Genomic DNA, 21,569 nt, shown 5'->3' on the forward strand with positions numbered 1-21,569 from the left:
GGATTGGGGTTCTATAATTGAGGCTTAAGTTTGGGATACCAAATTTTATGCTTCCTAAATTTATGTGCTTCAGGAACAAATTTTAAAGCTCGGATATTGAACAATGGAAGAACTCATCGGCAGCAACCCAACATCACAAGCTGACCTGATAAAGGATACTAATCAGCAAGACTTTGCCAAAGATGTCATGGAAGCATCCATGAACCAGCCCGTTCTTGTCGATTTCTGGGCACCTTGGTGTGGCCCCTGTAAACAAATGATGCCTGCCCTCGAACAGGCCGTCATGGCGGCGAAAGGTGCTGTAAAGCTGGTTAAAGTCAATATTGATGAAAACCAAATGCTGGCGTCACAACTACGTGTTCAATCCGTACCAATGGTTTACGCTTTTTTTCAAGGGCAACCTGTTGACGGCTTTAACGGCGCGCTTCCCCCCAGTGAAATCGCCAAATTCATTGACACAGTGATCCAAAAAACCGGTGGTGTAAAAGGCGATCCGATCGCTGATGCCCTTGAACAAGCCGCGCTTGCACGAGAAAATGAAGATGACATGGCGGCTATGTCAATCTACAGCCAAATTTTGGAACACGTACCTGATAACCAACCCGCACTTATCGGTATGTTAGAATGCCAAATTAGTGCTAACATGACTGAAGAAGCGCAGGCGCTGTTTGATCAATTACCAGACGATGTTAAATCAAAACCTGAATTTTCAGGTGTTGTAACCAAGCTGGAACTTGCAGGCCAAAGTCTCGATAATGAAGAAATCATCGCCCTGAAAAACAAAGTCGAGGGGGATCAAGCGGATAATCAATCTCGGTTTGATTTGGCTTTGGCTTTACAAGCAGAAGGTAGCCACGAAGAAGCTGCAGACCATTTGTTATATATAATCAAGCATGATCGTGAATGGAACGATGATGCAGCCCGAATTCAGCTTTTGAAATTTTTTGAAGCCTGGGGCATGATGGATCCAATGACAATGAAAGCGCGTGGAAAATTATCTTCGTTACTCTTTAGCTAGTAATGTTTGTTGCCTATTCATTAGAATGAGCAAAAATTCAAGGCGTGTTCCCCTAAACACATTTTGCAAGGGTATGCTATGACCGGTGGTATCTTCGATCCAAAGTTTAACGAGCTCCCGAACGAACTTCCTGTTTTTCCGTTGGAAGGCGCATTGTTACTTCCAGGGGGAACGCTTCCACTCAATATTTTTGAACCCCGCTATCTTACCATGATAGATCACGCGCTGGGGCAAAGCCGGTGTATCGGCATGATCCAGCCGAACAGTAAACCTGAGCAAACCATTTTGGATGATAGCAATACACCCCTATACAAAATCGGGTGCCTTGGCAGGATTACTTCCTTTATGGAAACCGATGACGGCCGTTACCTTATTTCTCTACAAGGTTTAGTTCGCTACAATGTCGCCAACGAAATATCATCTGACTTTGGTTATAGACGAGTCATTCCAGACTACACCCCATATCGCCCTGACCTAGAAAACACCGAGTCAGAAGACCTTGACCGTGATCGGCTATTGTCATGCCTACGAAGCTATTTCGACGTCAATAACATTGATGCGGACTGGAAAGCGATAGAGCACACAAACAATCATCGACTGGTGAATACTCTTGCGATGATTTGCCCCTTTTCATCAGCAGAAAAGCAAGCAATATTAGAGGCATCAACTTTGGTACAACGTGCTGACATCATGGAAACGATTATGGATATGGCCGTTCACCAAAGTACCCAGAACTTTGCCAAGCAATAAAACACCCCTGATAAAGAGATATCTCAGGATATTATGGATAGAATGATGAGCAACGAACCACGCGTCGACAGAAAATTACTCGAAATTCTTGTATGCCCGGAAACAAAAGGGCCCCTTGAATACGATGCACAGAATCAAGAACTGATTTCGCGCCAGGCAAAGCTTGCTTACCCAATACGTGATGGTATTCCCGTAATGTTGACTGACGAAGCCAGATCAATTGATTAAAACCAACAGATTCTGGGTAGGCATCAATGACCGGATCAATTGAAGAAGATAATGCACAGGGCTTTCGAACAGAACACTGGCCGACGGATCTGAAATATAAGTCAGACGAACGGGCGCTTCACATAACCTTTGAAAACGGAGAAAGCTTCGCTTTGTCTGCAGAGTATCTTCGTGTGGAAAGCCCTTCTGCGGAAGTACAGGGCCACCATCCCAGCCAAAAACAAATTCTTTCCGGGCGACGTATGGTCGGTATTATTGCAATCGAACCTGTTGGAAACTATGCCGTGAAATTATCCTTTGATGATTTACACGATACGGGAATTTATTCGTGGCAGTATCTGTATAAACTGGCCACAGAACAAGAAACTATCTGGCAAACATATCTAGATGAAATGGAAAAACGTGGCCTTTCCCGAAACCCATAAAGTTTAACCATTATTCTTGTGGCAAATTAATCTTGAGCCAAAAGTTTGATCGCAATCTTTTTTGCCCTTGCCGCAGCTTGTTTGTCACCGCTGACCTGTGCCGTAACGATTGCCCCCTCTTTCAAAAGCATTAGCTCTGCCACCAAGTCTTCTGGGTGTGAAAGGTCTGTTTTTTGAACAATTTTTAAAATTTCTTTGGTTAAAACAGCCTTATGACGGGCAGCAACCTGATGAGCCAATTCTTTAAAATCAGAAAATTCCGCAGCAGCATTTATAAACAAGCAACCACAGAAACGATGTTCAGGAAAAGCTTCATCGTTAAACCACTGCCCTAACGCGTCAAACATTGCCAAAATTTGTTCTTTTGGCTCTTTTTGCGCTGTCATAAAGTTTAACAACCAGCTCCTGAACTGCTCATCACGCCGTTCCAGTACAGCGATGATCAAATCATCTTTGGATGGAAAGTGTTTATAAAGCGTCATGCGCGCAACGCCAGCCTCAGAAACAATCTGCTCAATCCCAGTGGCGTGAAACCCCTGAGCGTAAAAAAGCCCGAGTGCTATATCAACAAGATGTTCGCGTTTCTTAGACCGTCGCATCGCTTTTCATTCGATCAACTAATTTGGAGCCTTGATAACAACAACTGAGGGCTTGCCATCCAATTTCGACAATGAACTTTGCCAACTTGGCGGACAAGGATGCTTTTTAGAACTCTGATTACATGCCCACCCCGTGCGAATACCTTCAAAAGCTTGTTTCATTGCCTCATTAGTCACAGGTTGTGCCCCGATCTCAAACTCAGGCACCCGAAAAACATGCTGAATCAAATATAAAGCATTCTGACCAACCGTTGCTCGAAAGAGGGCAACTTCACCAGTATTCCGAGTTAAATCACGGGTACAGTTGATTAGGCGAAAGCCCGTTGGAAAGCCATTGACCTGATCCTTTAGCGGCGGAGTTGCCCCACTAACCTCACAGTTTTGTTTATAGATTGCAGCCAATTCATCCAGAAAGCTGACAACGTCTCCGCCAGCCCAGCCGGGAAATACCTGAACGGTGATCATATCCTTCCAGTTATTGACGTCTTGTCCTGGCGGTAACCATTCCGCAGTTGTTGATTGCGCCTGCGTATTTCGAGGCAAAGCCTGCCACTGATCGGGTAAAGCTGCAAAAAAAACTTCTCCGTTCCCCCCTTGGGCAATAACGGAATCTCCTGCTGCATGAGCATTGCTCAGAGGCATCAAACTGACAGCCAGAAAGAATAAACCTGATAACAAACTTTCAGACCATTTAATTTCGTCTTTAGTGAAAGACACTGATACCTCTCTAACGCAAACAACCTTTATTCACCTCAGCCTGAGCCAAGATTTTATTTTCAACATTTCTTTGAGATATCACAATATACTCTCAAACATTAGTGTAAAAATAACAGCCAACTCTGGCGATTTTATGTCAACGATCAAAAGGGGGAAATCATCCGATTTATTCGCCAATTGACCGCTGTGATTTTTCAAAAGAAAGGCGTCGATGAAGCGAGCGTGATTATAGTTTTTGACCCTGCATTAAACGAGGAAGATCACCAACAATTCCCATCGCATGTTTCATGAAAAAACGCTTCACAGGCGGGATTTTATCAACGGTCGCCAAGCCGAGATCACGTGCCACCCTCACAGGTGCCAGATCATTGGAAAACAGCTTCACAAGACCATCCATGGCACCAAGTAATAGCACATTATCAAACCGACGCCATTTTGCATAATCTTCCAGAACCTGAGGAGATCCAACATCTAGCCCGACTCTTCTGGCATCAACGACAACTTGAGCCAGCGCCGCGACATCGCGCAAACCAAGGTTCAGGCCCTGCCCGGCGATCGGATGCATCCCATGGGCAGCATCCCCCACAAGGGCAAGGCGAGTATCCGTGTAGCGTTCTGCATGTAAGGAGCTTAAAGGATAGGACCATCGCATATCGGTTACGGTAAAAGCACCTAGGCTCTCGCCAAAGCGTCGATGAAGTTCATTGGCAAAATCTTCATTGCTCATGGACATATAGCCATCAACTAGATCCCTTTTTTCCGACCAGACCAGTGAAGAACGGTGTACGCCCTCTTCACTATCCGGCAGTGGTAAAAGGGCAAAGGGGCCAGAAGGCAGAAAATGTTCAAAGGCAACACCGTTATGCGGTTTTTCATGTACAACGGTACAGACAATCCCGTTCTGATGATAATCTGTTCCCGATACCTTAATCCCGGCATTTTTACGTAGCTGAGAACCGCGCCCGTCAGCACCGATCACCAAGCGCGCTTTGATATTTGTGCCGTCATCTAGTGATGCAACAACGCCGCGTTTGTCCCGCTCTAATTCCTGCAAACTATGCGGGGCCAAATGATGCAGGTTTTCAAGTTCCGCAGCCTTGGCATGTGTCGAAAGCCTGATCGCACGATTTTCCACAATCCATCCCATCGGCATATCACCGACTTCGCTAAAATCATAAGACATAGAAAGCGGCGACGCCCCCCGATCAATCTGACCATCTGTAATATCAATGTAGCGAATTGCCTCTGCCGCCCATGTCATACCATCCCACAGACCAACTTGATCAAAAACCCGCTGAGACCCCAAAGCAATGGCCGATGATCGCCCATCAAAAGGCGTGGCTTTTTGATCAGAAGGTTCTTCTCGATCAACAACCGCAACCTCCATTCCTGCGCCAGCAAGAGCGACACCCAGGGTAAGACCAACCAGGCCACCACCAACAATGAGAACTTCAACCGTTAGATCTTTTTGAGCCATATTATTTTAAGCCATTTGTATTCAGAATCGTTACACAAGATAAGCTTTTTCAGAATAGCGTTGACCTGATCACGCCCGACTTGTTCATTGTTATATAAGAGGGATTATCGCTTTTGCCAAAAGATAACCGACAATGAGTGGGTATTTGCGACAATTTAACCTGATGTAACGAGAATCAGAACACCCTGCTCAAATTTACAGATTTGTATGAGTTCTTTCTACAAAAACATCATTCATTTTAAAAATAAGGTTTAAGGATATTTATCAAATTTCTCTTGACCTTCCCCTAGGAGGAAACTCTATCTAAGGGGTATGAAACGCATTCTTCATATCTTGTTGGCCTTGACCTTTGCCCTTTCGACACCGCTTATGTCTGTCGAAGCCGCTGAGCATTGGAGTGATGGCGATCACCATAATACAGCTAGCTTTCAGCCTATGGATGCTGGTGTTTCCGGCATTGCTGTATTTGGCATAATAACACAACAAGATAAATCTCTTCCCACTGAGCAGCAAGTCCTGAAAGAGTGCACGAAGGCTATGCACTGTAGCTCTCCAAGCAGCCATTTTTTAACTGCAAATTACCAACAGCAGATCAGTTTTTATCAGCACAGCCTATGGAGCTTACTGCGTGAACAACGTTTGTTGGATCAATCTCCAGCAGTAGATCTTCCCCCACCGCGACGTCTGTAATTCCTCTTTTAGATCAGAAACTCTTAACTCCTCTGGTAATGCTAAGTCTTTATCGTACCAGTGAGGTGAGGAAGAGCGTCCAGATCTCTATTTTTATTCAAAATCGATACGAACACTACTGCTGGAGTTGCAGATGACTAACCTATTTACGAACCCGAAATCCCTGACCTCAACATTATCTGGTCTGGTTTTATCCTTTGGCCTGATTTCCACACAGATTTCTGGAGCAGCAGCAAGCCCCGGCCATGGAGATGCCAAACTGCCAACCATAGGTAAAGAAGGAAAAGCCTCTCAAATAAGCCGTACAGTTGAGGTTAACTTGGAAGATAATTACTTTAATCCAGAGACAATTTCGGTCAGTAAAAATCAAACCGTGCGTTTTGTGATTAAAAACACCGGTGAGTTTGTCCACGAGTTTAATATCGGGACTGCTGCCATGCACGCGGGGCATCAGGAAGAAATGATGATGATGATCGACCACGGCATTCTTGAAGTGGATAAGATCAATAGGGATATGATGATGATGGATATGGGCAACGGAGAAACCATGTCGCATGACGACCCTAACTCTGTATTACTGGAACCGGGTGAGACGGCCGAGATTATCTGGCAATTCCCCGAAGATGCAGAGCTGGAGTTCGCCTGTAATGTGCCGGGACATTACGAGAGTGGCATGGTCGGTGAGATCAAGGTCGGAAAAGGCCAATAAATACTCACCACATTTTCAAATCATTACGATTGGATTTTGAGAGCAGATAAGGCTGTCATCCAATTAATATTGATATCAATCACATAGTTAAACCCGCAGGTACGATTGTTGTTTACCTGCGGGGAGACTGTGCATTGGTAAGGAAAAATTTTATGAAACGAGAAATACGTTATCTTGCGTCTGTCCTTGGCGTCATATCTTTTATGGCTGCAACTTATATGACAGAAGCAGAAGCCGCCAGCTATGACCTTACAGTTGATAAGGTTGAAATTGAAACAGCAGAATTCACCAAAACAGGTATCGGTTATAACGGTAGTTCACCCGGTCCAATACTACGCTTTACCGAAGGCGAAGATGTCACCATTAATGTGACAAACAATCTCGACGAACCCACTTCCATCCACTGGCATGGTTTGATTTTACCAGCCAATATGGATGGTGTTCCAGGGATTAGTTTTGATGGTATCGCACCTGGCGAAACCTTTAGTTACCAATTCCCTGTGGTACAGTCTGGGACTTATTGGTATCACAGCCATTCTGGCTTTCAAGAGCCTGATGGCGCCTATGGGACGATTGTAATTGAGCCCAAAAAGCGTGAACCTTACCGTTATGATCATGATTATGTTGTTCAATTTACGGACAAACATCCACAATCGGGTTCTACCATCATGCGTAACCTCAAGCTGATGGATGACTATTACAATCGCAGCCAGCGTACTCTTGCCGATTTTTTCTCAGATGTTTCACGCAAAGGGTTTTCCGAGACAGTTTCTGAGCGCATGTCTTGGGGGCAAATGCGGATGACACCAACTGACATCGAAGATGTGCAAGGCTTTACCACCTTGATTAACGGGCAAGACCCAGAGGCAAACTGGACTGGTCTGTTTAAACCGGGTGAGCGAATCAGGCTGCGTTTTATCAATTCATCTGCAATGGCCTATTTTGATGTACGGATCCCCGGCTTGAAAATGACCGTTGTCAGTGCGGATGGCAACAATGTACAGCCAGTGAAAGTTGATGAGTTTCGAATTTCCGTAGCCGAGACATACGACGTAATCGTTCAACCGAAAGAGAATAAAGCCTACAGCATTTTCGCTGAATCCATGGGTCGCAGTTCATACGGCCTCGGGACACTTGCACCGCGTAAAGGCATGAAAGCAGCAGCACCTGAAATGCGAGAGAAGCCGTTACTGACTATGGCTGATATGGGCATGGATCATCGCTCTATGGGGCATGACAATATGATGTCATCAGGTGAAGATTCTGCAGAGAAGACAGATGACACCAACATAGACCATGCTCCAACACTATCCAGCGCAGAATCAGGTATCTCTACAATGATGCGAATGGATCATTCCAAGATGCCTGATTCCCATGCTGCCAGCATGAAGAACATGAGCAACAAAACAGATCCGTTTTATGCCAACGGCAGTGGACTAAAACCTGAGATCTCTGAGGGTGCGAAAGTTTTGTCCTATGCTGATTTGAAAGCTCAAAAACCACTTTATGAAGATCGGGAAGCAACACGAGAGATTGAGCTGCGACTAACGGGTAACATGAATCGATATAGCTGGTCGATCAATGGGGTTAAATATGAAGATGCCGACCCTATCCGTCTGAAATATGGTGAACGAGTGCGTTTCAAGTTTGTCAATGAAACCATGATGACTCACCCTATGCACCTACATGGTATGTGGTCCATTTTGGATAACGGCAATGGCAAATGGAATCCGGTAAAGCACACCATCTCTATCGCCCCCGGCACAACGGTCTATTCCGAAACTGAAGTTGATGCTACTGGCCAATGGGCGTTTCATTGCCATCTCTCCTATCACGCAGCAACAGGTATGTTCCGCAAAGTAATTGTTGAGGGCGGTCCAGATGTTGCGCAAAGCACAACTGATGTTGAGAACCCTGTTTCTGAAACAGACTTAGAGCAAAAGGGTTAAATTATGAAAAAACTTGGAAATATAACTCTTGCCTCAAGCAAACGCTTTGTGCTGACTAGTCTTATCTTCTTTACCTTTTTGGGAGCTGGAGTACCTGCCACCTCACAAGAACTCAAGTATGATAATCCAGGAAAAGATCCTTATATCTATTATGGATTAAGCATTGAGCAGCTGGAAACCCGCATCGGAGAAAGCGGCCATTCCCTCGTTTGGGATGGTGATGCCTTTGTAGGGACAGATGAAGCAAAGTTGCGCCTGCGATCAGCGGGGGAATATTCACTGGACGAGAGTCTGTTGGAGAATTTGGAACATCAAGCTTTGGTCCAAACACCTGTATCAGACTTCTTTGATGCTAAAGCCGGTCTTCGCTACGACAGCCCTAATGGCAAGAACAGAGGCTATGCCGTTGTTGGTTTTCAAGGTTTAGCCCCGCAATGGTTTGAGCTTGAAGGTGATCTATTCCTCAGTGAGAAGGGTGATCTATCCGCACGATTAGAAGCAGATTATGAATTGCTTTTAACCAATCGCCTGATCCTGATACCAACTGCTGAAATTGATCTGGCCTTTTCTGATGATGAAGATATAGGTATTGGAGCAGGTCTGAATTCTATCGAGACAGGTCTTCGCCTTAGCTATGATCTCGTAGATCGTACCATTGCACCTTATATTGGGGTCAACTACGAACGTAGTTTTGGTCAAACTCGGGATTTTGCCAGAGAAGATGGTGAAGACACAGATCAAACGACCTTTGTTATGGGAGTTCGTTTGCTATTCTAATATTTCATTAAATTAATCGCTATAAAAAAGCTTCACCCCGTTCCGAGGTGGAGCTTTTTTGAATAAATACATGAGTGATATAGATATACGTCAACGAGAGCACAGAATCAGTCAATAATCCCATTTCCAGAAAACGCCCACTTTACTGTCAGCCGTTTGTCCGGTTTCGCTCTCTAGCGTGATGTTCGGTGTCAGGTCAATTTGGACTTTTGCCTTCGTGCTGTCCGCCGAAGCCCCCTGATCAACGCCAATATAAATATTGTCCGTTATATATTTCCCGGCACTGACTTCGGGAGATCCCGTATCAGAATTCGTACCGGCTGTAAGAACATCCACACCCAGAGAATCCCGGGCAAACCCCAGAACGCCACCGCCGGAATCTATCGCCCCGGACAAGGATGCAATCGCCGATGCCAGTTGCAGAGCTTCTACCGCAGAGAGTTTACCTGAAGCTTTCCCAAACAGAACCTGAGAAAGCACCTCATCCTCTGGCAACCCATCGGGAGAAGAAAAACTAATCTTGGGATTAGATGCTGTTCCCTGAATAGATACAATCGCTGTCACATTGTCAGCTTCATAAACTGCGGAAAGATCGAGATCGGGATCAATTTGTGTGCCCCCCAGCAACGCGACCTTTCCCTTTCGTAGATTAAAGTTTTTACCTGCAAAAGAGAACTGCCCTCTGACCGGGCTCAAGTAACCTTCAATCACGGGAGCATTGGCAACGCCCTTGATGGTAAACTTGCCTTCCCATTCAGAATCAAGCCCTCGGCCCCGAATGAATACCTTACGTGGCATATTCAGCAGCAAATCCAGCGAAATTTTTGAGGGCTTTTCTTTCTTCTCAGCATTTACATCCGCTGCGTTCCGCTGCCCTAAACGGTTAGGACGATTGATTTCAGTTACCTCAAGATCCACAACACTTGGGGCAACGGCACTGCCAATATTAATATTTGTTTCCCGTGTCGTAATATCACCCGCAACAGTCATACTTGCCGGAGATCCCTTGATTACGATGTTACCATCGGTTTGTACCGCGATCTGATCCTGATCGAGAGCGGCGAGATTATCAAGCTGGATAGCCAAATCAATCAGTGGATTACTTAAATTTTCAAAGCGAACAGTCCCCTCAGATCTCAAGATGCCTTGCTTGTTGTCATTTGCCTGCAAGTTCAATCGCAACAACTGACTATTTTCCAACCCGGCATCAAGAGTGATATTTTTGAGCAACGTCCCCAATTCGATATTTTCATAACGGCCTTCGCGTATCGTTGCCGAGCCAATTATTTGTGGGGTCGCTATCGTACCGGAAACTTTGAGGTCAGTAGCGAGCTGCCCACGCATTTCCTGTGTATCCAGCGCCAGAATTGACCATAGGCTTTCAATTTCGCTATTGATTAAAAGGTCCCCAGTCAAAGGTTGGTTATCAGGTACAATAACAGAGAAAGGTGAAAAACCAACCTGTAGAGGCACGGAACCTTTGGCTTGTACAGTTGATTTCTCTAACCCTGTTACATCGTTTTGAAAGTCAAATCGATTATTACTTAACGTCCCGGATAAGGTCGTTTGTAAAGGGGGCATCGTTGAATTCGGGTCATCTGTAAATTTGATGTTCTCAGCCTTAAAGAAAAGATTTCCCTGAGCATTTTCGGGGCGTAGAGACAGGTTTGCTTGTCCAGCCAGCATCCCCTTGATTTCTAGATCAGGGGCAACCAAACTGACCAAATCCACAGGAAAAGTTTTTATTTCTATCTGCGCATCTGCACTGGATTTTGTCAGCTCACCAGAACCCGCAATCAATCCACGATCAAATGAAAGCTCGAAAGGATCAATACTGGTTTTATCCTGATCCTGAAGTACGACAAGAGCTTGGCGTAAAGTAATCACCTTTTCTGCAATCGTGCCATCGAGCTGTGACAATTGAAAACGCGTATATGACGGTTTGCCCGCCACCGGAAACGCCAAACTACCTCCGCCACCCAATGCAACAGCTGGTGCCATTGAACTGTTCAGCGCAAAGGTGAAATCAGCATTAGACAGTCCGCCCTCTACGTTCAAACGTGCCTGCTCAATCAAACGGTCCTGCACAGAAACATCAGCGAGATTGGCTGTCATCGACAACTGTGGATCATTGAAAGCCCCCTGCGAAGTGGCCGTAACATCCAAATTTCTGATAACAGTGGCGCCTGAATCAGGGGAAAGATTATTTCCCACCAAACTCAAAGCCAGATGTTGCGTCCCCTCTTTTTCACCCAGAATTGCGTTGATAGACACTGGGCCCGCAATATCAGCCCCGAAGGCAGCCCCCAGAGAAGAAAGGTCACGTAAGTTCCCACGAATATCAGCAACAAGCGGTGTCCCATCGAATGGAACTGTTGCTGTACCCGAGATATTGTTTTGACCCGTTTGCAAAAGAATATCGTCGACTTGGAGCTGTGCATAGTCTGGCAAAGAAAAACCAAACGTCAGATCAAGAGGCAAAATTCCACCGCGAAGCTCTGAGTCAAAAACACCATTTGCCCCAATCGCTAATGTTGTCGCGTTAAAGGTTGTTGTCAGATTACCAATTGCATTCTGATCTAGATTCAGACCCGATACGGTTAACTTTCCTTCTGCCCCCGGATCCGCAATTGCCCCACTTAGAACTGTTTCAAAGTTTGCAGAACCAGATAGAGCAAGCCCGGTAACTTTACTAAGTTGCGAAAGATCCGGCGCCTCGATCTTTATATCTGCCAAAAGACTTTCAAACGTGGCAGGAAGTTCTGCCGACCCAGCGACTTGTGCCACCGGAAGGGGGAGAGCAATATCCGATACCTTAAATGCCGTATCATCCAAATTAAAATTCGCGCTCAAGGAGGGGTCCGTGCTCACAAGCTCTTGAAGGTCGGCATTACCCAAATCAAGGTTTTGAGCGGTAATCGTGACACTACCCATCATTTGATTGGCAATATCCAGACTTTGCACGCTTAGCTCTGTGACAAGCTTTCCCTTTACTGGCGCCAGTTGGGATAAATCATCCAGAACGATTGCAATCTTTGAGCTCGCTGTGTTGTCACGGGTTGACATCGCCGCCCTGATATCCGCGCTAAAAAAAGCCCCCCGCGCTCGGAACATAGGAACATTTAAGAGCCCACTTTCGAGCACATAATGACTCTCAAGCTCTAGACGTAGGTTGCGCCCCAGCAATTTTTCTGCTGGCGGAGGCAGCCCCATGACTTCTGTTAGAGCCGCAGAAGCATTAACAGGAATCATCTCCAACTGAATCAAGTTGATATCAGAACTGATACTCCCGATGATGTCCCCAACACTCAAAGTACCCTGTGCAGCGGTATCAAGCGGTTCAGCCTGATTAATCTTTATCCCACCCATCTGAAAAGTTGTGCTGATATTCATTGATTGAAAATCACCGATAACGTCTAAATCAACAACTCCCCGAGCAAGGGAAGCTGGCGCAATCATCTGATTCAAAGCACCAACCTCTAACAACGCAGTGCTGGCCGAGATATCAATCTTCTCATTATCCAGATCTACGTTACCGCTGACAGAGACATTAAGGTTTGTATTGGTGATATCCAGAGATGACAAATTAATCAGGTTATTTTCCCTGTCCCACAAAACCGTCGATGCAAGATCAATCGGGTTCTTATCCACCAAAGGAAGGGAAGCGGCTAACTTATCCGAAAATTCTGTGCTACCAGATAGATCAAAAGTGATCGTATCCTGCCCCCGGCCAGAAAGGGTAAGGTCAGTTTTAAATAACTCTCCGGCATATCCTTTGAGCTGCCCCTGCCAATCCACCAAGGGCCCCTGCCCGCTAATCGTCAAATTAACTTCGGGGTAGCCGGGAAGATCCAATGCCCGTGCAATCAGGCCGCCTTGAGGTTCTGTAAGCTGCGCATCAATGGACAACGTATCTGCATCGGGCTGGTAATTAACCTTGGCGCTAACAGATCCCTGGTGAGCATCAAGCTGATCAATATTAAGCGCGCTTAGAATTCCTGATTCATCATGCGCAGAAAGCTTCATGGACAAAGCCAACAAAGCCTTTCGCCCCACGATGTTCTCGGCAAGGTCAATCTTGGCAATATCAAGCTGACCCAGACTTATATCTATTGGCAAAGGCAGAAGCGATGATGTGGTTTGTCCCTCTTCCGGTGAGGATGGCAGTTCTGGGTTACGTGTTACAGCCAGAGAATCAAGAGAGATCTTGTTTATCTTCAACTGGCCAAACAGCAAATCCAGCGGCGACCAATCCAAAACAAGATCGGTCCCTTCAAACCAGTTTCCTTTGGGATCACGCAGGATAATTCTTTCGAGGTGGGCACTTGAAAAAACATTGCCATCAAGCTGCTGCAAATCGATCGTCAAACCAGCAGGGTCATTTACCGCTGACTCTATCTGCGCCAACAAGGTCGCACGTCCGCTATCCGTTTGCAGATAAATATAACCACCAAATATCAGTAACAGAACAAAAATCAGTGGTGAACAGATGATCGCGGCAATAACCTTGCCCTTGCGTACTTTCATTTTGGGCTGATCTTCATCTTAAAAAGCCTGCCCTATACTGACGTAGAACTGCCAGGCGTCATCAATTTCTTTCCGCCTGCTCAAAGGAACGGCCACATCCAAACGGATCGGCCCAATGGCGGTATAATACCGAAGACCAATACCGGCACCCCACTGAAAGTTTTCAGAAAAATCAGGGACTGCACTGTCATAGACGTTACCGCCTTCGATGAAAGGAACCAGACCAATGTCTTCTGTTACCCGAACCCTTGCTTCAGCGCCAAACTCAACAAGGGATCGTCCCCCAACTGGGTCATCACTGGAATTTAGCGGACCAACTGTCTGGTGTTCATAGCCCCGAATTGATCCCCCACCACCAGCATAAAACCGTTTGGTCGCAGGAATATCCCTGGCACTATCCCCCGCCAACAGACCAATTTTGCCACGCGTCGCAAAGACCAGCCTGTCATCATCCAGAATTGAATAATAGGTTGATCCATCAATTTCTGTCTTGAAAAAATCCGGGGAAGCCGCTGTTAAACCGTAAAACGGTGTTGCTGTCACACCGAAACGAAAACCTGATGTAGGGTCCAACAAATCGTTTGTTGAATCATACCGCGCGCTAAGTGGTACGCTTGCAAAGGCATATGATTCTGTATCGTCTTCATCTTGGATCTCAGACAGTTCCAGTTCAAGACCACCACCAACAGTCCAATGGTTGCCCCATTTACGATCAATGCCAACAAAAGCACTAACAGACTTCTCTTCGTAGGCTTCGGTGTCTTCATGTTTTATATTTGTATTGGCATTAAAATTTTGATCATTTCTAAGATAATTAGGCTTGGTGAATCCCAATTTTAATTGCTGTCGAATTTCTGCAACCGTTAAATCAGCCCGAAGCTTTTCGCCTTGACCAAAGGTATTCCTGTTTTCCCAATAGAATTGGGTACCAGCGCCCTCACTTGTTGAATAACTGGCGCCGACCCCCACAGATTTATGTTCCCGTTCAACAAAAACGATGGTGATCGGGGTTACATAGGTGCCATCCCTGGCCGCATTGCTTGTGTCCAAGGGCTTCATCCGGACAGCTTCAAACAACCCGGTACGCAGATATTTACGGCGCAGCTCATCTATGATCTTCGCGTTGTAGAGAATACCTGCTTTCCACTGACTTAATTGCTGTAGATAAACGGAATCAACTTCTTTTAAGCCTTCGAATTCCAAATTTCCGACGACCAGTCTCGGGCCTTCATCCAGAATAAGCGTTACATCCATTTTCTGCGTTGCAAAATCAACTATCGCTTCCTGATCTGCTAATTTCGCATCGGGATAACCATGATCCGCAAGAATGACTATCGCTTGATTTTTTGCCTGTACAATCGCCTCTGAGCGGACAGCAACACCAGTTGAAATTCCTAAGTTCGCATTATTTAACGCTGCCGGGATCTGCTTTCCGGATTTGAACACAACACTGAATGTATTGAGGTGGAATTGAGGGCCTGCCTCAATTTCAAAAGCAACGCCGATGGGCTTCTGGCTATCATCAATGCTATAAGAGATCTTATTATCGTAATACCCTTCAGAACGCAGGACCTTATCAAAACCTTCGCTGTCCTCCTTAACTCTGCGCTTGAGTGCCGCCAGGCTTGAGGGCAGTTTATCCTTTAACTGCTCCAACCGCGATGACTTTTCGATAAGGCTCAGTAGATCATTTTGTATGTCACCAACGATAGAGATATCATACTTATAGGCTTCAGCAGTATCTGACACTCCCAAGTCCTGCGCACCTGCACGGCTAAACATCCCGAGAGACAACAGGGCAAAAGCAACAAAAGCTATGTTAATCCTTGGGGATTTTTGAGCGTTCCCAAGAAATTTTAATCGTCTCATAAAGGGCGTACCCATTTTTTATCTACGTGATGATACCTTAATCCCTGACCCAAGAATACCTTAGCCTAGCCTCAGCACAAAAGGACAACAGTTCAGCTTAAACGCTGCTGTATTAATGACTATAGCTTTATGGTCTATTGTTCAATCGTGGCTTTTACCTACTTTAATTTTTCCGAACAGCACAAAAGCTCATTTTTTAATCAACAATACATTGATGATTAATTTTTAGGCATAATTTATTTTGCATTGCACAATTTGAATCCACCCCCAAGTGTCATATACAACTTCTATCCTATTGTTATATATGGTAATTTTATTTTTTAAAAGTTGGCACGTTTCTTGGATCTAGTAGACCAGTCCCAGAACGCAAATAATGGAAGAAATAATGTCCAGCTTTCTTAGTTCCAACAAAAAATCTATCGCACTGTCCGCGATTACAGCTTCAATTCTAACGGTTTCATTGCTTACGGCCCCTACGCCAGCACAAGCAGCAGTAACCGAAGAAACCGCTTTTGTTTTTAACACATTCTCTTTTTTGGTAAATGGCGTCCTCGTGATGTGGATGGCAGCTGGTTTTGCTATGCTCGAGGCTGGCCTGGTTCGCAGTAAAAATACCGCCGCGATATGTCTAAAGAACATAGCACTCTATTCCATCGCAGGACTGATGTTCTACCTCGTCGGTTATAATCTATTATACGTTGGCGTAGAAGAGGGCGGTTTTATAGGAACTTTCAGCTTCTTCTATGATTCAGGCGAAGCAGAAGTAGCCTTGCTTTCTGCAGATGCAAGTACCGAAGAGTTGATTACTGCCGTCACTTCAAACGGTTATTCCGTTATGTCTGACTGGTTCTTTCAAATGGTCTTTGTCGCTGCAACTGCCTCTATCGTTTCAGGCACTTTGGCAGAACGCATTAAATTCTGGCCTTTCATGTTATTCATTGCTGTATTGACCGCCATCATCTATCCAATTCAAGCTTCTTGGAGCTGGGGTGGCGGCTGGTTGGCTGATCTTGGTTTCAGTGACTTTGCCGGATCAAGTATCGTTCATTCCGTCGGCGGTTGGGCAGCCCTAACTGGCGCTATCATCCTAGGCCCTCGCAAAGGCAAGTTCACAGCCGAAGGTCGGGTAAAACCAATTCCAGGCGCTAACCTTCCGCTTGCAACACTTGGAACCTTTATTCTTTGGATGGGATGGTTCGGATTTAATGGCGGCTCACAACTTGCCCTTGGGTCAGCAGCAGATGCCGTTGCCATGGCGATCGTATTTGTAAATACAAACATTGCAGCCGCAGCAGGCGTTGTTGCAGCCATGATCCTGACACAGCTTCTATACAAAAAAGTCGATCTTACAATGGCCCTTAACGGTGCACTTGCAGGGTTGGTCGCAATCACCGCAGGACCAGATGTGTCCCACGCATATATGGCCATAATTATTGGCGGTATTGGCGGTCTGATTGTCGTCTTTGCAGTTCCCTTGCTCGATAGCCTTCAGATTGATGATGTTGTCGGCGCCATCCCAGTTCACCTTTGTGCAGGTATCTGGGGAACCCTAGCCGTTGGCATTTTCGGTTCAGGGACCATCGTTTCACAGCTAACAGGAATCATAGCAATTGGTGCATTTACAATTATCTGTAGTGCGGCCCTGTGGTTCCTTCTCAAGATCACCATTGGCATCCGAATTTCCGAGGACGAAGAATACAACGGACTTGATGTAAGCGAACTCGGTCTCGAAGCCTACCCAGAATTTGGACGAGGATCTCAGAAACTCGTCTAACGATTTCAGTCTCCCCACTGAAACTGGTGGTTTTACAGATTATCGTGAAACCACCTGAGACAAACTGGTTAATCCCTTTTCCGGTACGTCTCATCCTCCTTAGGCCCTACAGACCGCTATCCGAGCTCTTTCCTAGTAGGGTCTTAACTTGCCGCCTATCACATCACGTGATAGGCGGTCTTTTTTATTGAAAGCTCAAAAAAAATTCTTTTCTCTAGCCACGCTCTTGCCCGAATTGGTATTTAGTTACATTAATGAAAACCAATTCATGCCAACCATAAAATAAAAGAGTCCGAGGTTAAGAGTTCACGTGATTACCCGCCAGTTTGTTGACCGACAAAAATTACAGGAATTTCATCCCTTTACTCGTCTTCGTACCTTACTCGAAGATATCCCGGCCGGCCGCTCATGTCTGGAAGATGGGCAGGTGATCAACCTCTCTATTGGTGAGCCACAAACACAACCCCCGGCTTTTGTCGCTGAAGAGATAGAAAAGGCTGCAAAAGGCTGGTCTAAATACCCTCTTTCAAAAGGCACGCCGGATTACCTTGCGGCTTGTGCTCACTGGCTTGGACAACGCTACAAATTACCAGAAAATTTTATCAATCCAACCAAACATATTTTAGCAGTACCCGGCACCCGGGAAGGACTGTTCATGACAGCCCTCACGGTACTTTCGTCACCAAAAAAAAATTCTGAAGCCCCAGTATTTCTCACCCCAAACCCTTGCTATCATGTATACACCGGGGCCGCAGCGGCCGCAGCGGCAGAGGTTGTAACCGTTAATGCGACAAAAGAAAGCGGCTACCTGCCAGATTATACGACAGTACCGGAAGAGATATTAGAACGTACTGAACTTTGTGTACTTTGCAGTCCCTCAAACCCCGAAGGGGCCGTCGCAGAACCACAGCGCATCAAAGACCTTATTTCCCTAGCTCGCAAACATGACTTTGTTGTTGTCTTTGATGAATGTTATGCCGAAATATACACAGACACAGCACCACAGTCGGCTTTGGAGATAGCTCGCGAAATGGAGGCTGAATCAGATGCGGCCAAGAATAATGCGCAACACGACCCCCTTGCGAATATTCTGGTTTTCCATTCCCTTTCCAAACGATCAAGTGCCGCGGGCCTTCGCTGTGGCTTTATAGCCGGGGATGAAAAATGGATATCAATGATCAACACAACCTGTCAGGTTGGCGGTGCAGGTGTGCCTATACCTGTGCAAGCAGCAGGTACTCGACTATGGCAAGACGAAGAACACGTCAATATTAACAGGGCTCTTTATCAACAAAATTTTAATCTCGCCCAAAAAATCCTTAGTCCAAGTCTTTCTGTCGAAATACCTGCAGGTGGTTTTTGTTTATGGTTAAATGTTGGCAACGGCATAGAGGTTACCAAAAAGCTTTGGAAAGATGCAGGTATTCGCGTCATGCCCGGAGCTTTTATGAGTCACGCTAACGATGATGGCGTTACGCCGGGGGATCGCTATATCCGCCTTGCTTTGGTTTATGATCCAAGCTTTATGAAAAAAGCCTTTATAAGTATTCGTAACATACTAGATGAAAAACAAGACGTAGGGATTAATGGTTAATGGCAAGATCCGCCAAATCAGATAAAGTTCAACTTCTTCCCCGGGGAACAGGTGTATTTTTTCAAAAGCGTCTGATTGAATGCTTGGGTATCCTCCTCTTACTAGGTGGGGTCTTATTATTTCTTTCTCTCATTACCTATAGCCCCGCAGATCCAGGATTCAACAGAGCCACAGATGGGCCTGTAGAAAACTTGTTAGGCAATTATGGAGCTCAAACAGCAAGCTTTATGCTGCCATTTGTCGGATTGTCTGTCTATTGTATGCCTCTCATATTCGCAGGCTGGTGTTGGAGGTGCTTCAAAGATCACAGCCTTAACCGCCCATGGCTTCGGGTCATAAGCCTACCCCTTGTGATTATTGCTCTCGTGATTGCCTTTGCTGGCTTACCACAAGTCGAAGGATGGTTAGGACAAGGACATACATCAAATTTGGGCGGGACTTTTGGTCAATTAACGGTTACAGAATCCCGGCCTTACCTAGGCGGGCTATTCTGGGTCGCTTCGCTCGTATCTTTCCTCATCTCAGTTCCTCTTTTTCTCTTTGCCATCGGCCTAAGAAAAGAAGAATGGCAAACGATCGGTCGGGGGTTAAAGTTTGGATTTTCCGCAACCGGACAGCTTAAATATGTCTTCAACGCGCCCAACCCTTTCAAAAGAAACCGAAACGAAGATGATGAAACGCCCGATATTCGTGGGAAAAGAGATAAAGCTATTCGCAAACGCGCCAAAAAAGATCGAATAGAACCAACCCTAGAAGACGAAAAAATTACCAACGCACGCGTTGAAACATCAGTTAAATCCACGAAGCCAAGTAAACGCATTAAAGCGGAAGAACAGGGGAGACTTAATCTGGACACCGTTGATGGTGAATACGAACTTCCGCCAATTTCCATGCTCAATGATCCCCCCGGAGATTCAGGCAAAAATAGCCTTAGCAAAGATGCATTGGAAAAAACGGCCCGTTTACTAGAGACCGTTCTTGATGACTTTGGCGTCAAAGGCGAGATCGTTACAATCCGACCCGGCCCAGTTGTCACACGCTACGAACTTGAACCTGCCCCTGGTACAAAAACCAGCCGGGTTGTTGGTCTTGCAGACGATGTCGCCCGGTCAATGTCAGCAATTTCAGTTCGTGTAGCTGTTGTTCCCGGCTCAACGACTATTGGTATTGAGCTACCAAACAGCAAACGGCAAACCGTCTATTTGCAAGAACTGATGGGGTCCAGCGACTACGACAAAGACAAAGGCAAGTTGCCCATTATATTAGGGAAAGATATTGGTGGTATTCCTTCAATCGTAGATCTTGCCCGAATGCCACACTTGCTTATTGCCGGTACAACAGGATCAGGTAAATCAGTGGCTGTAAATGCCATGATTCTTTCCCTGTTATACCGCTTTACGCCTGATGAATGTAAATTCATCATGATAGACCCCAAAATGCTGGAACTCTCCGTTTACGACAATATTCCACATTTGTTGGCACCAGTGGTAACCGAACCTAAAAAGGCTGTAGTTGCTCTGAAATGGACGGTGCGTGAGATGGAAGACAGATATCGCGCCATGTCCAAGCTAGGTGTCCGGAATATCGACGGCTACAACGCACGCATGTCAGAAGCACGCAAGAACGGTGAGATTCTAACACGAAAGGTTCAAACTGGATTTGATCCGGATACAGGGCAGCCAATTCACGAAGAACAGCCATTTGATATGAACGCCCTGCCCTATATCGTCGTTGTTGTCGATGAAATGGCAGATCTTATGCTTGTTGCAGGCAAGGATATCGAAGCCGCAATTCAACGGCTTGCACAAATGGCACGTGCAGCAGGTATTCACATCATGATGGCCACACAGCGCCCGTCTGTCGATGTTATCACAGGTACAATCAAAGCGAACTTCCCGACGCGTATCAGTTTCCACGTGACCTCAAAAATTGATAGCCGTACGATCCTTGGTGAACAAGGCGCAGAGCAGCTTCTGGGTCAGGGCGATATGCTATACATGGGGCAAGGCGGAAGAATTCAGCGTGTCCACGGCCCGTTGGTGACTGATGAAGAAGTCGAAGAAGTTGTGAACTGGCTTAAAAAGCAAGCCATGCCAAACTATATCGAATCAGTAACCACCGAAGATTCAGAAAGCCCTGATTTTGATTCAACAGCCCCATCAAGCAGTGGGGGGAATGGCAGTAAAGCCGATGAACTGTATGACAGAGCAGTCGCAGAAGTGATCAAAAGCAGGAAAGCATCAACCAGCTATGTTCAACGACGCCTTCAGATCGGGTATAACAGGGCCGCAACAATCATCGAACGGATGGAAGATGAAGGTGTTATTTCATCAGCTAACCATGTCGGCAAACGTGAAGTTCTGGTGCCAGACCGAGATGAATAAAACAGGGATGAATAAAGCTGGGGCAATAGAGTAGGTATAGATACGGCCTTGTTTTCTAGCGTCCCAAAGCACAAAATCTATT

Annotated in this window: 16 protein-coding genes; 11 read left to right on the forward strand and 5 right to left on the reverse strand. The window is 45.9% G+C overall.

The genetic code is table 11. The features are described from left to right. The first annotated feature begins 103 nt into the window (after window positions 1–103). The 4 genes from ACN0W5_RS00165 to ACN0W5_RS00180 all read left to right on the forward strand — a co-directional run bounded on the left by ACN0W5_RS00165 (window position 104) and on the right by ACN0W5_RS00180 (window position 2,421). Window positions 104–1,018: a tetratricopeptide repeat protein gene (locus ACN0W5_RS00165; RefSeq protein WP_417452271.1), complete on the forward strand. Its 915-nt coding sequence runs from the start codon at window positions 104–106 to the stop codon at window positions 1,016–1,018. Window positions 1,019–1,096: 78 nt separating this feature from the next. Beyond that, window positions 1,097–1,768 carry an LON peptidase substrate-binding domain-containing protein gene (locus ACN0W5_RS00170; protein ID WP_417452272.1) on the forward strand — a complete coding sequence of 224 codons (672 nt, stop codon included), beginning with the start codon at window positions 1,097–1,099 and terminating at the stop codon, window positions 1,766–1,768. Window positions 1,769–1,813: 45 nt separating this feature from the next. Continuing rightward, a complete protein-coding gene (locus tag ACN0W5_RS00175; protein ID WP_299379315.1) occupies window positions 1,814–1,996 on the forward strand; it encodes a Trm112 family protein in 183 nt (60 codons plus the stop codon). A 26-nt stretch (window positions 1,997–2,022) separates the two neighbouring features. After that, on the forward strand, window positions 2,023–2,421 hold the full coding sequence (locus ACN0W5_RS00180; protein ID WP_417452273.1) for a gamma-butyrobetaine hydroxylase-like domain-containing protein: 399 nt from the start codon (window positions 2,023–2,025) through the stop codon (window positions 2,419–2,421). A gap of 26 nt (window positions 2,422–2,447) precedes the next feature. Here the strand turns inward: ACN0W5_RS00180 and ACN0W5_RS00185 are convergent, their stop codons facing one another. The 3 genes from ACN0W5_RS00185 to ACN0W5_RS00195 all read right to left on the reverse strand — a co-directional run bounded on the left by ACN0W5_RS00185 (window position 2,448) and on the right by ACN0W5_RS00195 (window position 5,214). Further along, complete coding sequence (locus ACN0W5_RS00185) at window positions 2,448–3,020, reverse strand: TetR/AcrR family transcriptional regulator (protein WP_417452274.1); 573 nt, start codon at window positions 3,018–3,020, stop codon at window positions 2,448–2,450. Window positions 3,021–3,038: 18 nt separating this feature from the next. After that, entirely contained in the window at window positions 3,039–3,737 is a 699-nt protein-coding gene (locus tag ACN0W5_RS00190) for a hypothetical protein (protein WP_417452275.1), read from the reverse strand. Between the two features lie 226 nt (window positions 3,738–3,963). Continuing rightward, window positions 3,964–5,214, reverse strand: a complete 1,251-nt coding sequence (locus ACN0W5_RS00195) for a UbiH/UbiF/VisC/COQ6 family ubiquinone biosynthesis hydroxylase (protein ID WP_417452276.1) — start codon at window positions 5,212–5,214, stop codon at window positions 3,964–3,966. A 312-nt stretch (window positions 5,215–5,526) separates the two neighbouring features. Between ACN0W5_RS00195 and ACN0W5_RS00200 the strand changes: the two genes are divergently transcribed. The 4 genes from ACN0W5_RS00200 to ACN0W5_RS00215 all read left to right on the forward strand — a co-directional run bounded on the left by ACN0W5_RS00200 (window position 5,527) and on the right by ACN0W5_RS00215 (window position 9,339). Continuing rightward, window positions 5,527–5,904: a hypothetical protein gene (locus tag ACN0W5_RS00200; RefSeq protein WP_417452277.1), complete on the forward strand. Its 378-nt coding sequence runs from the start codon at window positions 5,527–5,529 to the stop codon at window positions 5,902–5,904. Between the two features lie 133 nt (window positions 5,905–6,037). After that, window positions 6,038–6,613, forward strand: coding sequence for a cupredoxin domain-containing protein (locus ACN0W5_RS00205; protein WP_417452278.1), 576 nt, complete (start codon window positions 6,038–6,040; stop codon window positions 6,611–6,613). Between the two features lie 152 nt (window positions 6,614–6,765). Continuing rightward, a complete protein-coding gene (locus ACN0W5_RS00210; protein ID WP_417452279.1) occupies window positions 6,766–8,562 on the forward strand; it encodes a copper resistance system multicopper oxidase in 1,797 nt (598 codons plus the stop codon). Between the two features lie 3 nt (window positions 8,563–8,565). After that, window positions 8,566–9,339, forward strand: coding sequence for a copper resistance protein B (locus tag ACN0W5_RS00215; protein ID WP_417452280.1), 774 nt, complete (start codon window positions 8,566–8,568; stop codon window positions 9,337–9,339). A gap of 111 nt (window positions 9,340–9,450) precedes the next feature. Here ACN0W5_RS00215 and ACN0W5_RS00220 read toward each other — a convergent pair whose 3' ends face one another. Next, the gene (locus ACN0W5_RS00220) at window positions 9,451–13,866 is read right to left on the reverse strand and encodes a translocation/assembly module TamB domain-containing protein (protein ID WP_417452281.1); all 4,416 of its coding nucleotides are present in this window, start codon (window positions 13,864–13,866) and stop codon (window positions 9,451–9,453) included. An 18-nt stretch (window positions 13,867–13,884) separates the two neighbouring features. Further along, window positions 13,885–15,735 carry an autotransporter assembly complex protein TamA gene (locus tag ACN0W5_RS00225; protein ID WP_417452282.1) on the reverse strand — a complete coding sequence of 617 codons (1,851 nt, stop codon included), beginning with the start codon at window positions 15,733–15,735 and terminating at the stop codon, window positions 13,885–13,887. Between the two features lie 385 nt (window positions 15,736–16,120). On the opposite strand from ACN0W5_RS00225, the gene amt reads away from it, so the two are divergent. From amt to ACN0W5_RS00240, 3 genes are all read left to right on the forward strand, one after another. Beyond that, entirely contained in the window at window positions 16,121–17,509 is a 1,389-nt protein-coding gene (gene amt / locus ACN0W5_RS00230) for an ammonium transporter (protein ID WP_417452283.1), read from the forward strand. Window positions 17,510–17,819: 310 nt separating this feature from the next. Continuing rightward, complete coding sequence (locus ACN0W5_RS00235; protein WP_417452284.1) at window positions 17,820–19,103, forward strand: aminotransferase class I/II-fold pyridoxal phosphate-dependent enzyme; 1,284 nt, start codon at window positions 17,820–17,822, stop codon at window positions 19,101–19,103. Next, window positions 19,103–21,487 (forward strand): DNA translocase FtsK, encoded by a 2,385-nt coding sequence (locus tag ACN0W5_RS00240; protein WP_417452285.1) that lies wholly within the window; start codon window positions 19,103–19,105, stop codon window positions 21,485–21,487. Before ACN0W5_RS00235 ends, ACN0W5_RS00240 begins: the two co-directional genes overlap by 1 nt. The last annotated feature ends 82 nt before the right edge of the window (window positions 21,488–21,569 follow it).

Origin of the sequence: Kiloniella sp., from assembly GCF_048270245.1 — a bacterium.
GTDB lineage: Bacteria > Pseudomonadota > Alphaproteobacteria > Kiloniellales > Kiloniellaceae > Kiloniella.